Genomic DNA, 15,398 nt, shown 5'->3' with positions numbered 1-15,398 from the left:
GGGATCGGGGAAATGGATTTCAACGGGTGTCGTGCGCGAGGAGGGGCAGTCTAACCGATAACCGTGAAGCGAACTAGAGCGAGGGCTTTGCATAAGTGTCATGAAAGTTGGGCTGTTTGCGAAGGGCTGTTGTCCATGCACCTGCCCCAGGACTCACCGCTGTTGGCCAATCGCCCTAATCGTCAAGACTGATGATTCGCTCCCTGACCGCGAACAGTACCAGGCCCGCAACATCGTAGATCTGCAGTCGCTTCATGATTTGCGAGCGGTGGGTTTCCACGGTCTTGATGCTCAGGCCCAGGCCGTGGGCGATTTCCCGGGTCGACTTGCCCCGCACGATCAGCCGCAGGATTTCCAGTTGGCGCGCAGTCAGGTTGTGATGGTCGGTCAGTGCCGGCTTGCTCGTCTGTGCGTGTGTCAGTGCCTGGTTGATGACCGTATGGGCAATGGCCGGGCTCAGGTAGCGCTCGTTGTTGCGCAAGGCGCAGAGGGCTTGCTCGAGCTCGGTGGCGGTGGTGTCCTTGAGCAGGTAGCCGTGGGCACCCAGTTCAAGCGCTTGCATGATCAGTTGCGGGTCAGTGTGCATCGACAGGATCAGCACCTTGCTGCGCGGGCGCACGGCCTGCAAGCGTTGCAGTGCTTCCAGGCCGCCGGTCGTGCGCATGGAGATGTCCAGCAAGATGATGTCCGGGTCGATGCGCTGGACCAGTTCGAGCAGCTGCGCGCCATCGCTGGCTTCGCCAATGACGGCGTAGCCGGGAATGTCTGCGACAAGGGCGCGCACGCCGGCCCGGATCAACGAGTGATCATCCACCAGAAGTAAATTGCAGGTCATGGATTTCTACTGATGTTGGCTCGTTCAAGGGAACGCGGTGCCCAGGGGAAGAGTGCTTCGATTTGCGTACCCTTTCCGGGCAGGCTTTTGACCGACAACGTGCCGCCCAGCAAATCGGCGCGCTCGAGCATCCCGGCCATGCCGCGCTGCCCCTCCCGGCCAGGATGGGGAGCTGGGGCGAAGCCCAGGCCATCGTCGGAGATAAACAGCAACAGCCCTTCCTGTTGGCGCTGCAAGCGCACCAGCAGGTTTTTGGCCTGGGCATGGCGCAACATATTGGTGACAGCCTCCTGCGTAATGCGAAAGGCGGCGACAGCCATTTCTTCGGGAATGCCAGCCAGGCGCTGATGGCACTCCAGGCTCCAGTGCACCGGCGCCTTATCGAGCGTGCGCAGCAAGTGAGCGCGCAAGCTGGCCTCCAGGCCCAGACTGGCCAGTTGGCGAGGGTTGAGCACCGCAGAGACATCGCGCACATTGGCCAGGGTTTCATCCAGCGTGCCGCTCAAGCTTGCACAGTGCTCCTGGAGCACCGCGGGCACGCGACGCTGCAGCCAATCGGCCTGGAGTTTGGCGACAGTCAACAATTGGCCAATGTCGTCATGCAGTTCACGGCTCAGGCGATGGCGTTCGTTCTCCTGGACCTGCAGCAGACGATCGGCAAGCTCTTGCGGGCGCAACTCAATCGAACTTCTTGACTGACGGTATTGCCAACCGAGACCGAGCATCGCTGCAAGGTTCAGGACGAGCAGACTTGAAGGCATTGCTGATGCACTGAAATAGAGCAACAAATTACCCAGTGTCGCCGCGATGCAAAGCATTGCGACCAGCCAGCGTACATGAGGTCTGCCAAGAGGCCAAAGTTTGCGGGTCTTGAAGCTGGCATACATAGAGAGTGGCGCCAATGAATATTCGCTTTTGAAAACCTTAGAGGCGTCTGTAAGGCATGATGGGCAAGGATGTTGATTGGCGAATGCCGTTAACAACATTATCAGGATTGTCAGGCTTGAGCCGCTTGAATAGAACCTGCACTAACGTCGAAGCACTATAGGCTCCTTCTGGAATGTCGCCCACGCCAGCGCACTCGGTAAAGGTGGAATATGGTAACACCTCGAAAACATTTGGTCGCGTGACTTGATAGATGTCCAACCGGTCAGTTTTCGTGAGTGGGACGATTGTTCCAGCTTGCGCAATTATTAGCAGGATGGCATCAATGGTTTAGCAAACAAACTTGAGTGGTGTGGTGTGGTGTGGTGTGGTGATCGTAGAGAATCGCTTGCCAGCGATGTACAAAACTTCGGGCTATTTCATAAGTTGCTGCTTAATGCCGACGACAGTCCCTGTGAAAATAAGCAGGGAGTAGGATGGTGCATCTGCTTAGTTGTCCGAAATGCTTTGTTTTTTGGCAGAAATGCAGGGGTTGCGCAAGGCGGAGCGAGTTTCCCAGGAGATGCTTGGCCCAGGATCAGGCGTTGATGTTTTCTTCGGCGAACGTGGGTGGAGGGTTGCTTGTCAGTCGCAGGTCGTTGACCCCCAGTGCGCTGGCGAACTCGTCGATCAGGCTGAGTTGCTCGCTTTCGTCCAGGCTCAGTTGGCCGGTCCGGTGATCGATAAGCTCCAGTTGCCAAGCCAGTAAAGTCAGGCAGTTACTCAATGCCTGAAGGGCATCGCCGTGCAAGCGGTCGTGCGGTTGCGCCAGGTTCAGCAGGAAATTGATTTGCTGGCAGAATCCGGAAATGTTGGTCAGCGACCTTGCCTCGGCCCGCTCGGCCAGCGTGCCCAGGGCGTTGACCATGCAGTTGCTGGCATCACGGTCGTTGCCGATCAATTCCAGGTGATGCAGGCATTCCTGTGATTGGGTCAGCATGATTTGCGCGTCGATCATGAACTCATGAACGGGGGGCGGAACCGGTTTGTCAGTCAGCATGCCAAAGCTCCAGAACATTGTGCGATCCGTGGAGTGTGATCGCTACCAGGCCGCATTAAGTTAACGCTGCGCTTTGATTTATGTCTGTAGGCCAATTCTGATTGCTTGAGGGTAACCAGCAAGTTGGCGCTCCGGGCAAGGCTCTCGATGCGTTGGATTGCGATCGGGCACACGCAAAGAAGAGCGGAAATGATCTCGCCCTTTGGCTCGATAGAGCGCGCACAGAAAATCGTAATGCGGTTCGGCCACAACCCCGCGATCGCAAACAAAAGCCTGACTCCATTCATGCAACGAGAATGGCGTCACATTAATGGCTATTGGATATCGCGAACATCAGGTTGTACCTGATGACCACTAAGGGTTTCCCTGAGGGGGGGGCTTTGGATCCAATGCGAGTGAAGAACAGATGTAACTGAAAAGATGTGCCCAGTAAAGCATGATGCCAAAATGACATCAATTGTATTGAAGGCATTTTTGCCCAGGTTCAAGCTCCCGGATACTCAGCCGATAACGTCTCCATGTACTCATTCTGAACACAGTCCCGGGAGTCTTTCATGGCTGGCATTCTCGACACGGTAGATCAAAGAACGCAGCTGGTGGGTGAGAATCGCCTGGAGATTCTCATGTTCCGCCTGGCGGGGCGTCAGCTCTTCGCGATCAACGTCTTCAAGGTGCAAGAAGTCTTGCAGATGCCGAAACTGACGTTGATGCCGCAGCGTCACGCCTTTGTTTGCGGGGTGGTCAACTTGCGAGGGCAGACGTTGCCGGTGATCGACTTGTCCCAGGCCATCGGCATGCGCCCGCTGGAACCGGGGCCGGGCAGCACGATTATCGTGACCGAGTACAACCGGTCGGTGCAGGCCTTCCTTGTGGGCGGTGTCGATCGCATCGTCAACATGAACTGGGAATCGATCATGCCGCCTCCGACGAGCGCTGGCCGCCAGCACTACCTGACGGCCATCAGCAAGGTTGACGAGCAGTTGGTCGAGATCATTGACGTGGAAAAGGTGCTCGCCGAGATCGTGCCTTACAGCGCCAAGGTTTCCAGGGACAAGCTCGATGATCCGATCCTGTCGCGTGCCCGTGGCCGAGAAGTGCTGCTGGTAGACGACTCCACGGTAGCCCTGGCCCAATTGCGCGAGACCTTGTCCCAGCTCGGTGTGAAGATGCACGTCGCCAGTGACGGTCTCAAGGCATTGCGGATGCTCAAGGGCTGGGCCGATGCCGGTGAGAACATCACCGAGAAGTTGCTCATGGTGTTCACCGATGCCGAAATGCCCGAGATGGATGGCTATCGCCTGACCACCGAGATCCGCAACGACCCGCGTTTGCGTGGACTTTACGTGGTATTGCACACCTCACTGTCAGGCAGTTTCAACGATTCGATGGTGAGGAAAGTCGGTTGCGATAACTTCTTGTCCAAATTCCAGCCTGACAAACTGGTCGATGTGGTACGCCAGCGTCTGATGCTTGATGAGGTGATGGCTTAGGGAATAACCGCTTGTCCAGCGTCCCGCCACTTTGTATAAGGTTGCTCTTTACCTACCCGGGAACAGGCCGCCATGCGTCTCAGCGCACTCTATCGATACCCCCTCAAATCTGCTCGGGCCGAGCTTTTGCAGCGGTCGTCACTGGACTTGCTCGGGCTTGTCGGGGATCGACGCTGGATGTTGGTTGAAGAGAGCAGTGGTCGCTTCCTGACTCAGCGTGCCCTGCCGCACATGAGCCAGCTTACGGCACTGTGGAATGCCGAAGGCGGCTTGACCCTGAGCGCAGAGGGGCAGTCGTCGCTCGATGTACCGCTGCCGGGCGCCGGCGCTGAGCTGCGCGGCGTCACCATCTGGCGCGATACGCTGCGTGTCCCTGATGCGGGTGACGAGGCCGCCAGGTGGCTGAGCGATTTTATCGGCAAGCCCACGCGTCTGGTGCAAGTCCCGCAGGAGCGGGCGCGCATGCTGCAATCGGGCTACGGTGAAATACAGGACCGCGTCGCGTTTGCCGATGGTTTTCCCTTGCTGTTGATCGGGCAGGCGTCACTCGACGATTTGTCGGCGCGAATCGGGCGGCCCCAGGAAATGCTCAGGTTTCGGCCGAACCTGGTGATCGAGGGCAGTGAGGCATTTGCCGAGGATGGCTGGAAACGCATTCGCATCGGCGACGTTGAGTTTCGAGTCATCAAGCCCTGCACCCGTTGCATCCTGACCACGATCGACCCGCAGACCGGCGAGCGCAGCGAAGACCGCGAACCCCTGACGACGCTCAAGACCTACCGGCAAAAGGAAGGGGATGTGATGTTCGGGCAGAATCTGGTCAACGACAGCAATGGCGTGCTGGAAGTGGGTATGCCGGTCGTCGTGCTGGAGTAAGTGGGCGTGTCATGGCAAGTGTGCGGGGGAGGGCACACTTGCCAGGCAGGTATCACTGATCGTCGAAGTAGCGTTCGTGCCAGTCGACCAGTGGTTGCGGTGAGTTGAGCTTCTGCCCGTAGATCACCGAGTACGACAGAACGTTCTGCACATACTGGCGCGTTTCGTCGAACGGAATGGATTCGACCCAGACATCGAAGCTCAGGTGATTGGCGCCCCTCAGCCATTGGCGAACGCGGCCAGGGCCGGCGTTATAAGCCGCCGACGCCAGCACCCGGTTGCCATTGAACTGGCTATGAACCTGGCTCAGGTAGGCGGCGCCCAGCTGGATGTTCTTGTCCGGGTCCAGCACTTGCTGCTGCGAGGCCAGCGGAATGCTGAACTTGCGCGCGGTTTCCCGGGCGGTTGCCGGCATCAGCTGCATCAAGCCAGTGGCGCCGACGCTGGAGCGGGCATCGGCCATGAAGGCGCTTTCCTGGCGGGTAATGGCGAAGACCCAGCTCGAATGCAGCCCGCGAAGCTTGGCTTCACGCACCAGGGTGTCGCGATGGGCCATCGGGAAGCGAATGTCCAGGTCGTCCCAGTACTTCGCCTGGCTGATGGTCCGGATGGCCGGGAAGTACCAGCGCATGTCGTAAGCCAGCTTGGCCTGGGCAACCATCTCGTCACGGCTGAAGTGGCGGCTGACGTGATACCACTCGCGACGAGCATCGACGATTTCACCCCGCGCGTGGAACTCCAGTGCGCGACGCACGCCCGGGGTATTGCGTACCTTGTTGATGGTCTGCTGGCTGAGTACCAGCGGCTTGTTGTTCAGCTGGTAGGGTGTCTGTGCGCGGTCTGCGGCCAGGAAGCCATAGAAGTCCCGTTCCCGCGCCACGGCCTTGTACAGCTGAGGGACTTGCGGATTACGCGGTTGCGCCAGTTCCAGGCTACGGGCCTGCCAGTAACGCCAGCGGCTGGTAGTGGCCAGGTCCTGGGGCAGGCGCTGGGTCAGCTGGTAGGCATCTTCCCAGCGGCCCAGGCGCAACAACAGGCGCAAGCGCCATTCGGTCACGGTGTTGTCGCGCAGCTCAGGGTCGTAGCGGGTCATCAGGTCCAGCGCCCGGCTGTCGTAACTACGCGCCAGGGTCAGGCCGATTTCACGGGCGATGGCGACTTTCTCGTCGCGGGAGAAATGCATGCGATTGGCATAGTCGTCGAGCATGGCCATGGCCCGGTCCGGATCCTGCCGGGCCAGGCGACGCAGGCCGAGGCTGACCACGTCGGACATGGCTTCGCCGGCCGGCACAAAGCGCGATGGCTGGTTGAGCAGCGTGGGCTTTTGCGCCACATCGATCAGCAATTTGCCCTGTGGAGCGAGGGTGGTCATGTTGTCGACCAGCTTGTTGGCCAGGCCATAGTTACGCGCCTGGGCCGCCAGCTTGGCGCGTTGCCAGCGCTTCTGTTCAGTCAGTTGGCCTTCAGCGGCCCAGCGGTCGAACAAGGCATCACAGGCAGCGGGTTGCGACTTGCCGACCAGCCAGAGCTTCTCGGTGGTGGCGTAGCCTTCGGCGCGCTGGCCATGGCTGAGCTGGTACTGGCCATACAAGCAGTCCAGCTCGGTGAAGTTGAGCCTGGGGTCGTAATATTTGACGAAGGGTTGCCATTCGCCCCGTTCGGCCAGCCAGCGCAGCCAGCGCAGCTTCATCCAGTTTGCCTGGGGCAGGTCGCCATGCTCGGCGAGAAACGTTTCAATCTCGGTGTTGCTCGCGGTTTTCAGCCGGGCGGTCAGTTCGTCGTAGGCCAGGTAGGGCTCGAGCGGATAATCGCGCAGCGCCTGGCTATAGCGGAAATAGGGGCCGGAGTCGCCCTTGGCCAGCGCGCGCTTGGCTTCATCATAGTACTGGCGTTGCTGGGCCAGGTCGGCGGCCTGGACGGTCGAGACGGCCGAGGCAGAGAGGAGCAGGCAGGATAAAAGGCTGAGCAGGCGACCGCGCATGGGACTTCCGGGAAAATAAATCGTTACAAGTGATGGCTGTGCCAGCACAACTATTGCCTAGCTTAGCCTTTAGGCCGGGGCCGGTGAAAGCATTGTGCTTGTATCGAGATGTTAAGTGGTGGGCAAGGCGCCGAACGGCCGGGTGCCACGCTTCATTTACTGTGAAGGTGGCCCAAGTCAGGTAGAATGCGCGCCCGGTTTTTGGAGAAGATCATGACCCTGCTCAAATTCAGCGATGTGTCCCTTGCTTTCGGCGCGATGCCGTTGTTGGACAAGGTGTCCTGGCAGATCGCCCGTGGTGAGCGGGTGTGCATTATCGGCCGCAACGGCACTGGCAAATCCAGCATGATGAAGCTGGTCAAGGGCGACCAGAAGCCCGATGACGGGTCGGTCTGGCGTGCGCCAGGGCTCAAGATTGGCGAATTGCCGCAAGAATTGCCGGTAGCCGACGAGCGGACGGTTTTCGACGTCGTTGCCCAGGGCCTGGACGGTGTAGGTGAGTTGCTCGCGCAGTATCACCACCTGAGCCAGAACATCGTCACCGAAGCCGACCTGGACAAGCTGATGCACGTCCAGCACGACCTCGAGGCCCGTGACGGCTGGCGCTTGCAAACACTGGTGGACAGTACGCTGAGCCGCCTGCAGTTGCCGGCCGACAAGACGCTTGCCGAATTGTCCGGTGGCTGGCGCCGTCGCGTCCTGCTGGCTCAGGCACTGGTTTCCGAGCCGGACCTGCTGCTGCTCGACGAACCGACCAACCACCTGGATATCGGCGCGATCGCCTGGCTGGAAGAAGCCCTGAGCACCTTCCAGGGGGCCGTGCTGTTCATTACCCACGACCGTTCCTTCCTGCAGAACCTGGCAACGCGGATTCTCGAACTGGATCGCGGCGGCCTGATCGACTGGAACGGCGACTACGCCAGCTTTCTGGTGCACAAGGAAGCTGCCCTGGCCGCAGAAGAAACGGCCAACGCGTTGTTCGACAAGCGCCTGGCCCAGGAAGAAGTCTGGATCCGCCAGGGCATCAAGGCTCGGCGTACCCGTAACGAAGGCCGCGTGCGTGCCTTGAAGGCATTGCGCGTCGAGCGTAGCGAGCGTCGCGAGCGTACCGGCAAGGCCAATATTCAGCTCGATACCGCCGACAAGTCCGGCAAGCAGGTGATGGTTCTCGAGAACGTCAGCTTCGCCCACCCGGGTGGCCCGTTCCTGATCAAGGACTTTTCCATGGTCCTGCAGCGCGGCGACCGTATCGGCCTGCTCGGTGCCAACGGTACCGGCAAGACCACCTTGTTGAAGCTGATGCTCAGCGGCTTGCAACCTACCAGCGGCAAGGTCGAGGAGGGTACGCGCATCGATGTGGCCTACTTCGACCAGTTGCGCCATCAGCTGGACCTGGAAAAGACCGTGATCGATAACGTGGCCGAAGGTCGCGATTTCATTGAGATCGATGGTCAGAACCGCCATGTCCTGAGCTATCTCGGCGACTTCCTGTTCAGCCCGCAGCGTGCGCGCACGCCGGTCAAGGCGTTGTCGGGCGGTGAGCGTGCACGCCTGTTGCTGGCCAAGCTGTTCAGCAAACCGGCCAACCTGCTGGTGCTCGACGAACCGACCAACGACCTGGACGTGGAAACCCTCGAACTGCTGGAAGAGGTCTTGCTGACCTTCCAGGGCACTGTATTGATGGTCAGCCACGACCGGGCATTCCTCGATAACGTGGTGACCAGTACGCTGGTTTTCGAGGGCGAAGGCAAGGTTCGCGAATACGTGGGGGGTTATCAGGACTGGCTGCGCCAGGGTGGTTCACCGAAACTGCTCGGCGTGAGCGAAAACAAGTCGGGCAAGGCCGAGCTCAACAGCGCCGTGGTGACTGCACCTGCTGCGGTACCGGCGGCAGCGGTTGAAGCAGCACCTGCGGCAAAGAAAAAACTCAGCTACAAGTTGCAGCGTGAGCTGGAAGCGTTGCCAGGCCAGATCGACGCGCTGGAGCAGCAAATGGCGGGTGTGCAGGCCGAAATCTCGGACGCAGGCTTCTATCAGCGCCCAATCGACGAGACTACTGCGGTATTGGCGAAACTGGAGCAGTTGCAGGTCGAGCTCGACACGCTGGTCGAGCGCTGGGCCGAACTGGACGCCTGAGTAAAACGAGGCCTGACCGTTCTGGTCAGGCCTTTGGGTTTGATTTTTTCATCAGTCGAACGGCAAGCACGTCGCAAGGCGCGCCATGCAGCACGTCATTGGCAGTCGACCCCAGCAGCAAGGCCAGGCCGTGGCGGCCATGGCTGCCGACGACGATCAGGTCGCATTCCTGCTTGGTGGCCAGGTCATGGATTTCCTGGCGCGGCTGGCCATAGGTCAGGTGGGAATTGTCCTTGGACAGTTCAGGGTACTTCAGGATCAGGCGCTCCAGGCGCTCCTTGGCCTGATCGAACTGTTGTTGCTGCAGTTGCGACAAGTCCATCGGCACATCGCCACCGAACGCCATGGCCATCGGCTCGACGATGTGCACCATCGAAAGCTTGGCCCCACTGCCTGTTGAAATCTCGCGGGCACGGTGGATCACCGGATCGCATTCTTCGGTCAGGTCGACGGCGACCAGGATGTGTTGGTAGGGCATGAGGGCTCTCCTGAACGATTGCGATTGTATTAAGTATGGTCGGTTTCAGGCTGAGTGGGCCAATAGAACGCTAACCCACTCTTTTCAAAAGCTTTATAGGGATAACACATATGACGGTCTGGATAGTAGTTGTGTCAATCCTTGCGCTGATTTTGAGCCCCATGGTCTGGTTGCGCCCTTCGCGCAGCCAGAGCGGGCGCATGGCCCTGCGCATGGGGGCCCGGCGCATTGGCCTGGCGATGCAACTGGCGCCTCAGGAGTGGCCGCATTGGTTGCCCAAGGAGCCGCCCAACCCTTGTGCTCAATACCACCGTCCGCGCAGGCAAGGGCAGACAGCCACTTGGTGCTATTGGCAGACCACACCTGGAGTCTGGCTCAACCAGTGGCGTGAACCTTGCGACGATCCCGCGCTGATGGAGCATTTCGCCACACTGCCGGCCAATGTCTACAAGGTCGAGGCAGGCCCGCAGTTGATTGCCCTGTATTGGGGTGAAAGTGGCGAGGCGGCTATTTTGCAGGATATTGCGGCAGTGCTGAAGGCGCTCGCATAAGAGCGACACCGAACCTCACACCCGGTTGCCGATCCTCGTTCCCGCGCTCTGCGTCACTAGTGTCCGGTAAAAAACGGGGAGGCTGGGAATGAGGATTATGGGCTCGTGAAGGGGTGAGCATATCCAGTTGCTGTAGCGGCCTTGCTGGCCCGTTCCGCCCTTACGGCGGGTCACTTTTGACTGGGCAAAAGTAACCAAAACCCCTGTCCCTGCATCCGGCCCTACGCTGCGCTTCGGGTCCCTTCACTCCGGCATTGCTCCCGCCGGGGCGCACCGACGGGCCGTCCCTGGCCCTTCGGTGCTTGCTCGGCTCCTGCCTCGCACCCAGCTCCGCAACGCCTGCGTTCAGCCTCCTGAAGGGACGTTCGGCGGTGGCTGGACCATCGCGGAATCAAAAGCAAAAGCCGTTTTCGTTTTTCGCTTTTGCCCTTGCTTTTCAATGCGCGCAATTGCAGACGACACAGATCGTCCCTTCAGGAGGCCGAGTGGAGTCGTTGCGGAGTGGGGTGCGAGGCAGGAAGCCGAGCAAGCGCCGAAGGGCCAGGGACGGCCCGTCGGCGCGTCCCCACGGGAGCAATGACGGAAGGAGGGAACCCGGAGCGCAGCGCAGGGCCGTATGCAGGGACCAGGGGTTTTGGTTACTTTTGCCCCAACAAAAGTAACCCGCCGTAAGGGCGGAAGGGGCCAATAAGGTCGCTACAACAGCTGGATCTGCCCACAAAACCAAGTCGCACCGAGCCGATCATGGCTCAAACCCAGGCAGCGCAAGGGGTAAAAAGCACCCCCTGGATTTTTAACCGGACACTAGTGACGCTCCGCGTGGGAATGCATCTGGCGACGCTCTGTGTCGCGCTCAGAGAGGAAAATCGCAGGCAATAAAAAGCCCGATAGTCAGCATCGGGCCGGGTTGGCCAGGCAGGCCGGTAATTCTTCGACAAAAATTAATCGCATTTCGCTTCTGCGTGCACAGTGTAGTCGGGCTAAGCTCATATGCTCGGTATTGCTGTAAATCGCTCCCTCTTTTGTCATGAACGGCGTGTTGAGCGCTAGCGTCTGGCTGTAGGCCGTGTTGGCTATGGCTTCCATGAATGTTTGGAGATAAGCGCAATTGTTTTTGCCCGGGTGACCAATGGAAGTGACCGGAAAGTCGCGATTTCATGGGGATTCAGGACATTTGACAATTGCCCGGTTTTCCGTGAATGTACGCGTACCCAAATCAAACGGGCGTATGAATTGAGCGTTTGTATCGTCAGAATGCTCTTACAGAATCCCGACTATCGCGCTGGCGGGTGTGACTGGCGGCCAGGCCCAGGGTTATTGGCAACTTAGCCAACCCGGGTTTGCCTCAGCGTTCAGCGTGTACTGTTCAGCTTCCATATCGTGGAGATCAGTTGATGATTTACGAAGGTAAAGCCATCACGGTTAAGGCTCTTGAAAGTGGCATCGTCGAACTGAAGTTCGACCTCAAGGGTGAGTCCGTCAACAAGTTCAACCGTCTAACCCTGAACGAACTGCGTCAGGCCGTAGACACCATCAAGGCCGACAGCTCGATCAAGGGCGTCATTGTCAGCAGTGGCAAGGACGTCTTCATCGTCGGCGCGGATATCACCGAGTTTGTCGACAACTTCAAGCTGCCGGAAGCCGAACTGGTTGCAGGCAACCTGGAAGCCAACCGGATTTTCAGCGATTTCGAAGATCTCGCAGTACCGACCGTCGCAGCCATCAACGGCATCGCCCTGGGTGGCGGTCTGGAAATGTGCCTGGCCGCGGACTACCGCGTGATGGCTGCCGACGCCAAAATCGGCCTGCCGGAAGTCAAGCTGGGTATATACCCGGGCTTCGGCGGTACCGTGCGCCTGCCGCGCATCATCGGTGCCGACAACGCCATCGAATGGATTGCCGCCGGTAAGGAAAACCGTGCCGAAGACGCGCTGAAAGTCGGCGCCGTGGATGCCGTGGTTGCCGCCGACAAGCTGCAGGCCGCCGCCCTGGACCTGATCAAGCGCGCCATCAGCGGCGAGTTCGATTACAAGGCCAAGCGCCAGCCCAAGCTCGACAAGCTCAAGCTCAATGCCGTCGAGCAGATGATGGCCTTCGAAACCGCCAAGGGCTTCGTCGCCGGTCAAGCCGGTCCGAACTATCCTGCGCCGGTCGAAGCGATCAAGACCATCCAGAAAGCCGCCAACTTCGGTCGGGACAAGGCGCTGGAAATCGAAGCCGCCGGTTTCGCCAAAATGGCCAAGACCTCGGCTGCACAAAGCCTGGTCGGCCTGTTCCTGAATGATCAGGAACTCAAGCGCAAAGCCAAGGCCTATGACGAAGTCGCCAGGGACGTGAAGCAGGCCGCCGTACTGGGTGCTGGCATCATGGGTGGCGGTATCGCCTACCAGTCCGCCGTCAAGGGCACGCCGATCCTGATGAAGGATATTCGTGAAGAGGCCATTGAGTTGGGTCTGAACGAAGCGTCGAAACTGCTCGGCAATCGCGTTGAAAAAGGTCGTCTGAGCCCGGCGAAGATGGCCGAGGCCCTCAACGCCATTCGTCCGACCCTGTCCTACGGCGATTTCGGCAATGTCGACATCATCGTCGAAGCCGTTGTCGAGAACCCAAAGGTCAAGCAAGCGGTACTGGCTGAAGTCGAAGGGCAGGTCGAGGAGGACACGATCCTGGCCTCCAACACCTCGACCATTTCCATCAACTTGCTGGCCAAGGCCCTCAAGCGCCCGGAAAACTTCGTGGGCATGCACTTCTTCAACCCGGTGCACATGATGCCGCTGGTCGAAGTCATCCGCGGTGAGAAGTCCAGCGAAGTCGCTGTGGCAACCACCGTTGCCTACGCCAAGAAAATGGGCAAGAACCCGATCGTGGTCAACGACTGCCCGGGCTTTTTGGTCAACCGCGTACTGTTCCCGTACTTCGGTGGTTTCGCCAAGCTGGTCAGCGCCGGTGTCGACTTCGTGCGCATCGACAAGGTCATGGAAAAGTTCGGCTGGCCGATGGGTCCTGCCTACCTGATGGACGTGGTCGGCATCGACACCGGCCACCACGGTCGTGACGTCATGGCCGAAGGCTTCCCGGACCGCATGAAGGACGACCGTCGTTCGGCCGTCGATGCGCTCTACGAAGCCAACCGCCTGGGCCAGAAGAACGGCAAGGGTTTCTACGCCTACGAAATGGACAAGCGCGGCAAGCCGAAGAAAGTTGCCGATGCATCGGTACTTGAAGTGCTCAAGCCGATTGTCCACGAGCAGCGCGAAGTGACCGACGAAGACATCCTCAACTGGATGATGATCCCGCTGTGCCTGGAGACCGTGCGTTGCCTGGAAGACGGCATCGTCGAGACCGCGGCCGAAGCGGACATGGGTCTGGTCTACGGTATTGGTTTCCCTCCATTCCGTGGCGGCGCTCTGCGCTACATCGATTCGATCGGTGTTGCCCAATTCGTTGCCCTGGCCGATCAGTATGCCGATCTGGGCCCGTTGTACTACCCGACCACGAAGCTGCGTGAAATGGCCAAGAACGGCCAGAGCTTCTTCGGTTAAGCGCCCAACACTTGAGCGAGAATTTATTTATGAGCTTGAATCCAAGAGACGTGGTGATTGTCGACTTCGGTCGCACACCGATGGGCCGCTCCAAGGGTGGCATGCACCGCAACACCCGTGCCGAAGACATGTCTGCACACCTGATCAGCAAGGTGCTGGAGCGCAATTCCAGGATCGATCCGGCTGAAGTCGAGGACGTGATCTGGGGCTGCGTGAACCAGACCATGGAGCAGGGCTGGAACATCGCGCGCATGGCGTCGCTGATGACACAGATCCCGCACACCGCTGCCGGCCAGACCGTCAGCCGCCTGTGTGGTTCGTCCATGAGTGCCCTGCACACCGCAGCCCAGGCGATCATGACCGGCAACGGCGATGTGTTCGTGGTCGGTGGTGTCGAGCACATGGGCCACGTCAGCATGATGCACGGCGTCGATCCGAACCCGCACATGTCCCTGTACGCGGCCAAGGCCTCGGGCATGATGGGCCTGACAGCAGAAATGCTGGGCAAGATGCACGGTATCACCCGTGAGCAGCAGGATGCCTTTGGCTTGCGTTCGCACCAGCTGGCCCACAAGGCGACGCTGGAAGGCAAGTTCAAGGACGAAATCATCCCGATGCAGGGTTTTGACGCCGATGGTTTCCTGAAAACCTTCGACTTCGACGAAACCATTCGTCCAGAAACCACCCTGGAAAGTCTGGCGGCCTTGAAGCCGGCGTTCAACCCTAAAGGTGGTACCGTGACTGCCGGTACATCGTCGCAAATTACCGACGGTGCCTCGTGCATGATCGTGATGTCGGCGCAGCGTGCCCAGGACCTCGGCATCCAGCCTATGGCGGTTATCCGCTCCATGGCGGTAGCCGGCGTTGACCCTGCCATCATGGGTTATGGCCCGGTACCCGCCACTCAGAAAGCCCTGAAGCGTGCAGGCCTTTCCATTGGCGATATCGACTTCTTCGAGCTCAACGAAGCCTTCGCTGCACAGGCCCTGCCAGTGCTCAAGGATTTGAAAGTGCTCGACAAGATGAATGAGAAGGTTAACCTGCACGGTGGCGCCATTGCCTTGGGCCACCCGTTCGGTTGCTCCGGTGCACGGATTTCCGGCACCTTGCTCAACGTGATGAAGCAAAATGGCGGCACCCTGGGTGTTTCGACCATGTGCATTGGTCTCGGCCAAGGCATCACGACCGTCTTCGAGCGCGTTTAAGCGTCAGGCGGAAGGAAGCCGGGGCCTTGTGCCCCGGTTTTTGTTTTTTTGCAGATTATTTTTCAAGAGGTGTGCAACATGTCTATACAGCCAGGACTCTACCGTCACTACAAGGGACCTGAGTATCGTGTTTTCAGTGTCGCGCGCCACTCCGAAACAGAAGAGGAAGTGGTGGTCTATCAGGCACTGTATGGCGATTATGGCCTGTGGGTTCGCCCGTTGAGCATGTTCCTGGAGTCAGTCGAGGTTGACGGCGAGCAAGTGCCGCGCTTTGCTTTGATTCAGGCCGAACCGAGCCTGTTTTCCCGGCCGGGTGCCGAGAAGGCATAGCTCCCCGCGCTTGACCTCACTCTGTTGCCACTATATATAGCGGTGCCGCG

12 protein-coding genes are annotated in these 15,398 nt (G+C 59.3%); 7 read left to right on the top strand and 5 right to left on the bottom strand.

Annotation, left to right across the window (positions count from 1 at the left end):
* Positions 1 to 175 precede the first annotated feature (175 nt).
* The 3 genes from NVV94_RS18450 to NVV94_RS18440 form a co-directional block, all read right to left on the bottom strand.
* Positions 176 to 835, bottom strand: coding sequence for a response regulator transcription factor (locus tag NVV94_RS18450; RefSeq protein WP_258443822.1), 660 nt, complete (start codon positions 833 to 835; stop codon positions 176 to 178).
* Positions 832 to 1,722 carry a sensor histidine kinase gene (locus tag NVV94_RS18445; RefSeq protein WP_258443821.1) on the bottom strand — a complete coding sequence of 297 codons (891 nt, stop codon included), beginning with the start codon at positions 1,720 to 1,722 and terminating at the stop codon, positions 832 to 834. The genes NVV94_RS18450 and NVV94_RS18445 overlap by 4 nt, the downstream gene beginning before the upstream one ends.
* Positions 1,723 to 2,297: 575 nt before the next feature.
* Positions 2,298 to 2,759, bottom strand: coding sequence for a hypothetical protein (locus tag NVV94_RS18440; RefSeq protein WP_258443820.1), 462 nt, complete (start codon positions 2,757 to 2,759; stop codon positions 2,298 to 2,300).
* Positions 2,760 to 3,313: 554 nt separating this feature from the next.
* Here NVV94_RS18440 and NVV94_RS18435 point away from each other — a divergent pair.
* Together NVV94_RS18435 and NVV94_RS18430 are read left to right on the top strand one after the other, a co-directional pair.
* Complete coding sequence (locus NVV94_RS18435) at positions 3,314 to 4,249, top strand: chemotaxis protein CheV (RefSeq protein WP_258443819.1); 936 nt, start codon at positions 3,314 to 3,316, stop codon at positions 4,247 to 4,249.
* A 72-nt stretch (positions 4,250 to 4,321) separates the two neighbouring features.
* Positions 4,322 to 5,125 carry an MOSC domain-containing protein gene (locus NVV94_RS18430; RefSeq protein ID WP_258443818.1) on the top strand — a complete coding sequence of 268 codons (804 nt, stop codon included), beginning with the start codon at positions 4,322 to 4,324 and terminating at the stop codon, positions 5,123 to 5,125.
* 52 nt (positions 5,126 to 5,177) lie between these two features.
* On the opposite strand, the gene NVV94_RS18425 is transcribed toward NVV94_RS18430, so the two are convergent.
* Positions 5,178 to 7,106, bottom strand: coding sequence for a transglycosylase SLT domain-containing protein (locus NVV94_RS18425; protein ID WP_258443817.1), 1,929 nt, complete (start codon positions 7,104 to 7,106; stop codon positions 5,178 to 5,180).
* Between the two features lie 213 nt (positions 7,107 to 7,319).
* On the opposite strand from NVV94_RS18425, the gene NVV94_RS18420 reads away from it, so the two are divergent.
* Positions 7,320 to 9,242 carry an ATP-binding cassette domain-containing protein gene (locus tag NVV94_RS18420; protein ID WP_258443816.1) on the top strand — a complete coding sequence of 641 codons (1,923 nt, stop codon included), beginning with the start codon at positions 7,320 to 7,322 and terminating at the stop codon, positions 9,240 to 9,242.
* 25 nt (positions 9,243 to 9,267) lie between these two features.
* Here the strand turns inward: NVV94_RS18420 and NVV94_RS18415 are convergent, their stop codons facing one another.
* The gene (locus tag NVV94_RS18415; RefSeq protein WP_258443815.1) at positions 9,268 to 9,720 is read right to left on the bottom strand and encodes a universal stress protein; all 453 of its coding nucleotides are present in this window, start codon (positions 9,718 to 9,720) and stop codon (positions 9,268 to 9,270) included.
* Positions 9,721 to 9,830: 110 nt separating this feature from the next.
* On the opposite strand from NVV94_RS18415, the gene NVV94_RS18410 reads away from it, so the two are divergent.
* The 4 genes from NVV94_RS18410 to NVV94_RS18395 all read left to right on the top strand — a co-directional run bounded on the left by NVV94_RS18410 (position 9,831) and on the right by NVV94_RS18395 (position 15,348).
* Complete coding sequence (locus tag NVV94_RS18410) at positions 9,831 to 10,271, top strand: hypothetical protein (RefSeq protein ID WP_258443813.1); 441 nt, start codon at positions 9,831 to 9,833, stop codon at positions 10,269 to 10,271.
* A gap of 1,394 nt (positions 10,272 to 11,665) precedes the next feature.
* Positions 11,666 to 13,813 carry a fatty acid oxidation complex subunit alpha FadB gene (fadB, locus tag NVV94_RS18405; RefSeq protein ID WP_258443812.1) on the top strand — a complete coding sequence of 716 codons (2,148 nt, stop codon included), beginning with the start codon at positions 11,666 to 11,668 and terminating at the stop codon, positions 13,811 to 13,813.
* A 29-nt stretch (positions 13,814 to 13,842) separates the two neighbouring features.
* A complete protein-coding gene (fadA, locus tag NVV94_RS18400; protein WP_258443811.1) occupies positions 13,843 to 15,018 on the top strand; it encodes an acetyl-CoA C-acyltransferase FadA in 1,176 nt (391 codons plus the stop codon).
* Between the two features lie 78 nt (positions 15,019 to 15,096).
* Positions 15,097 to 15,348: a DUF1653 domain-containing protein gene (locus NVV94_RS18395; RefSeq protein ID WP_258443810.1), complete on the top strand. Its 252-nt coding sequence runs from the start codon at positions 15,097 to 15,099 to the stop codon at positions 15,346 to 15,348.
* Positions 15,349 to 15,398 lie beyond the last annotated feature (50 nt).

Origin of the sequence: Pseudomonas sp. LS1212, from assembly GCF_024741815.1 — a bacterium.
Lineage (GTDB): Bacteria > Pseudomonadota > Gammaproteobacteria > Pseudomonadales > Pseudomonadaceae > Aquipseudomonas.
Note: the sequence above shows the minus strand (reverse complement) of the source record. Positions and strands in the feature narration are given on the sequence as shown.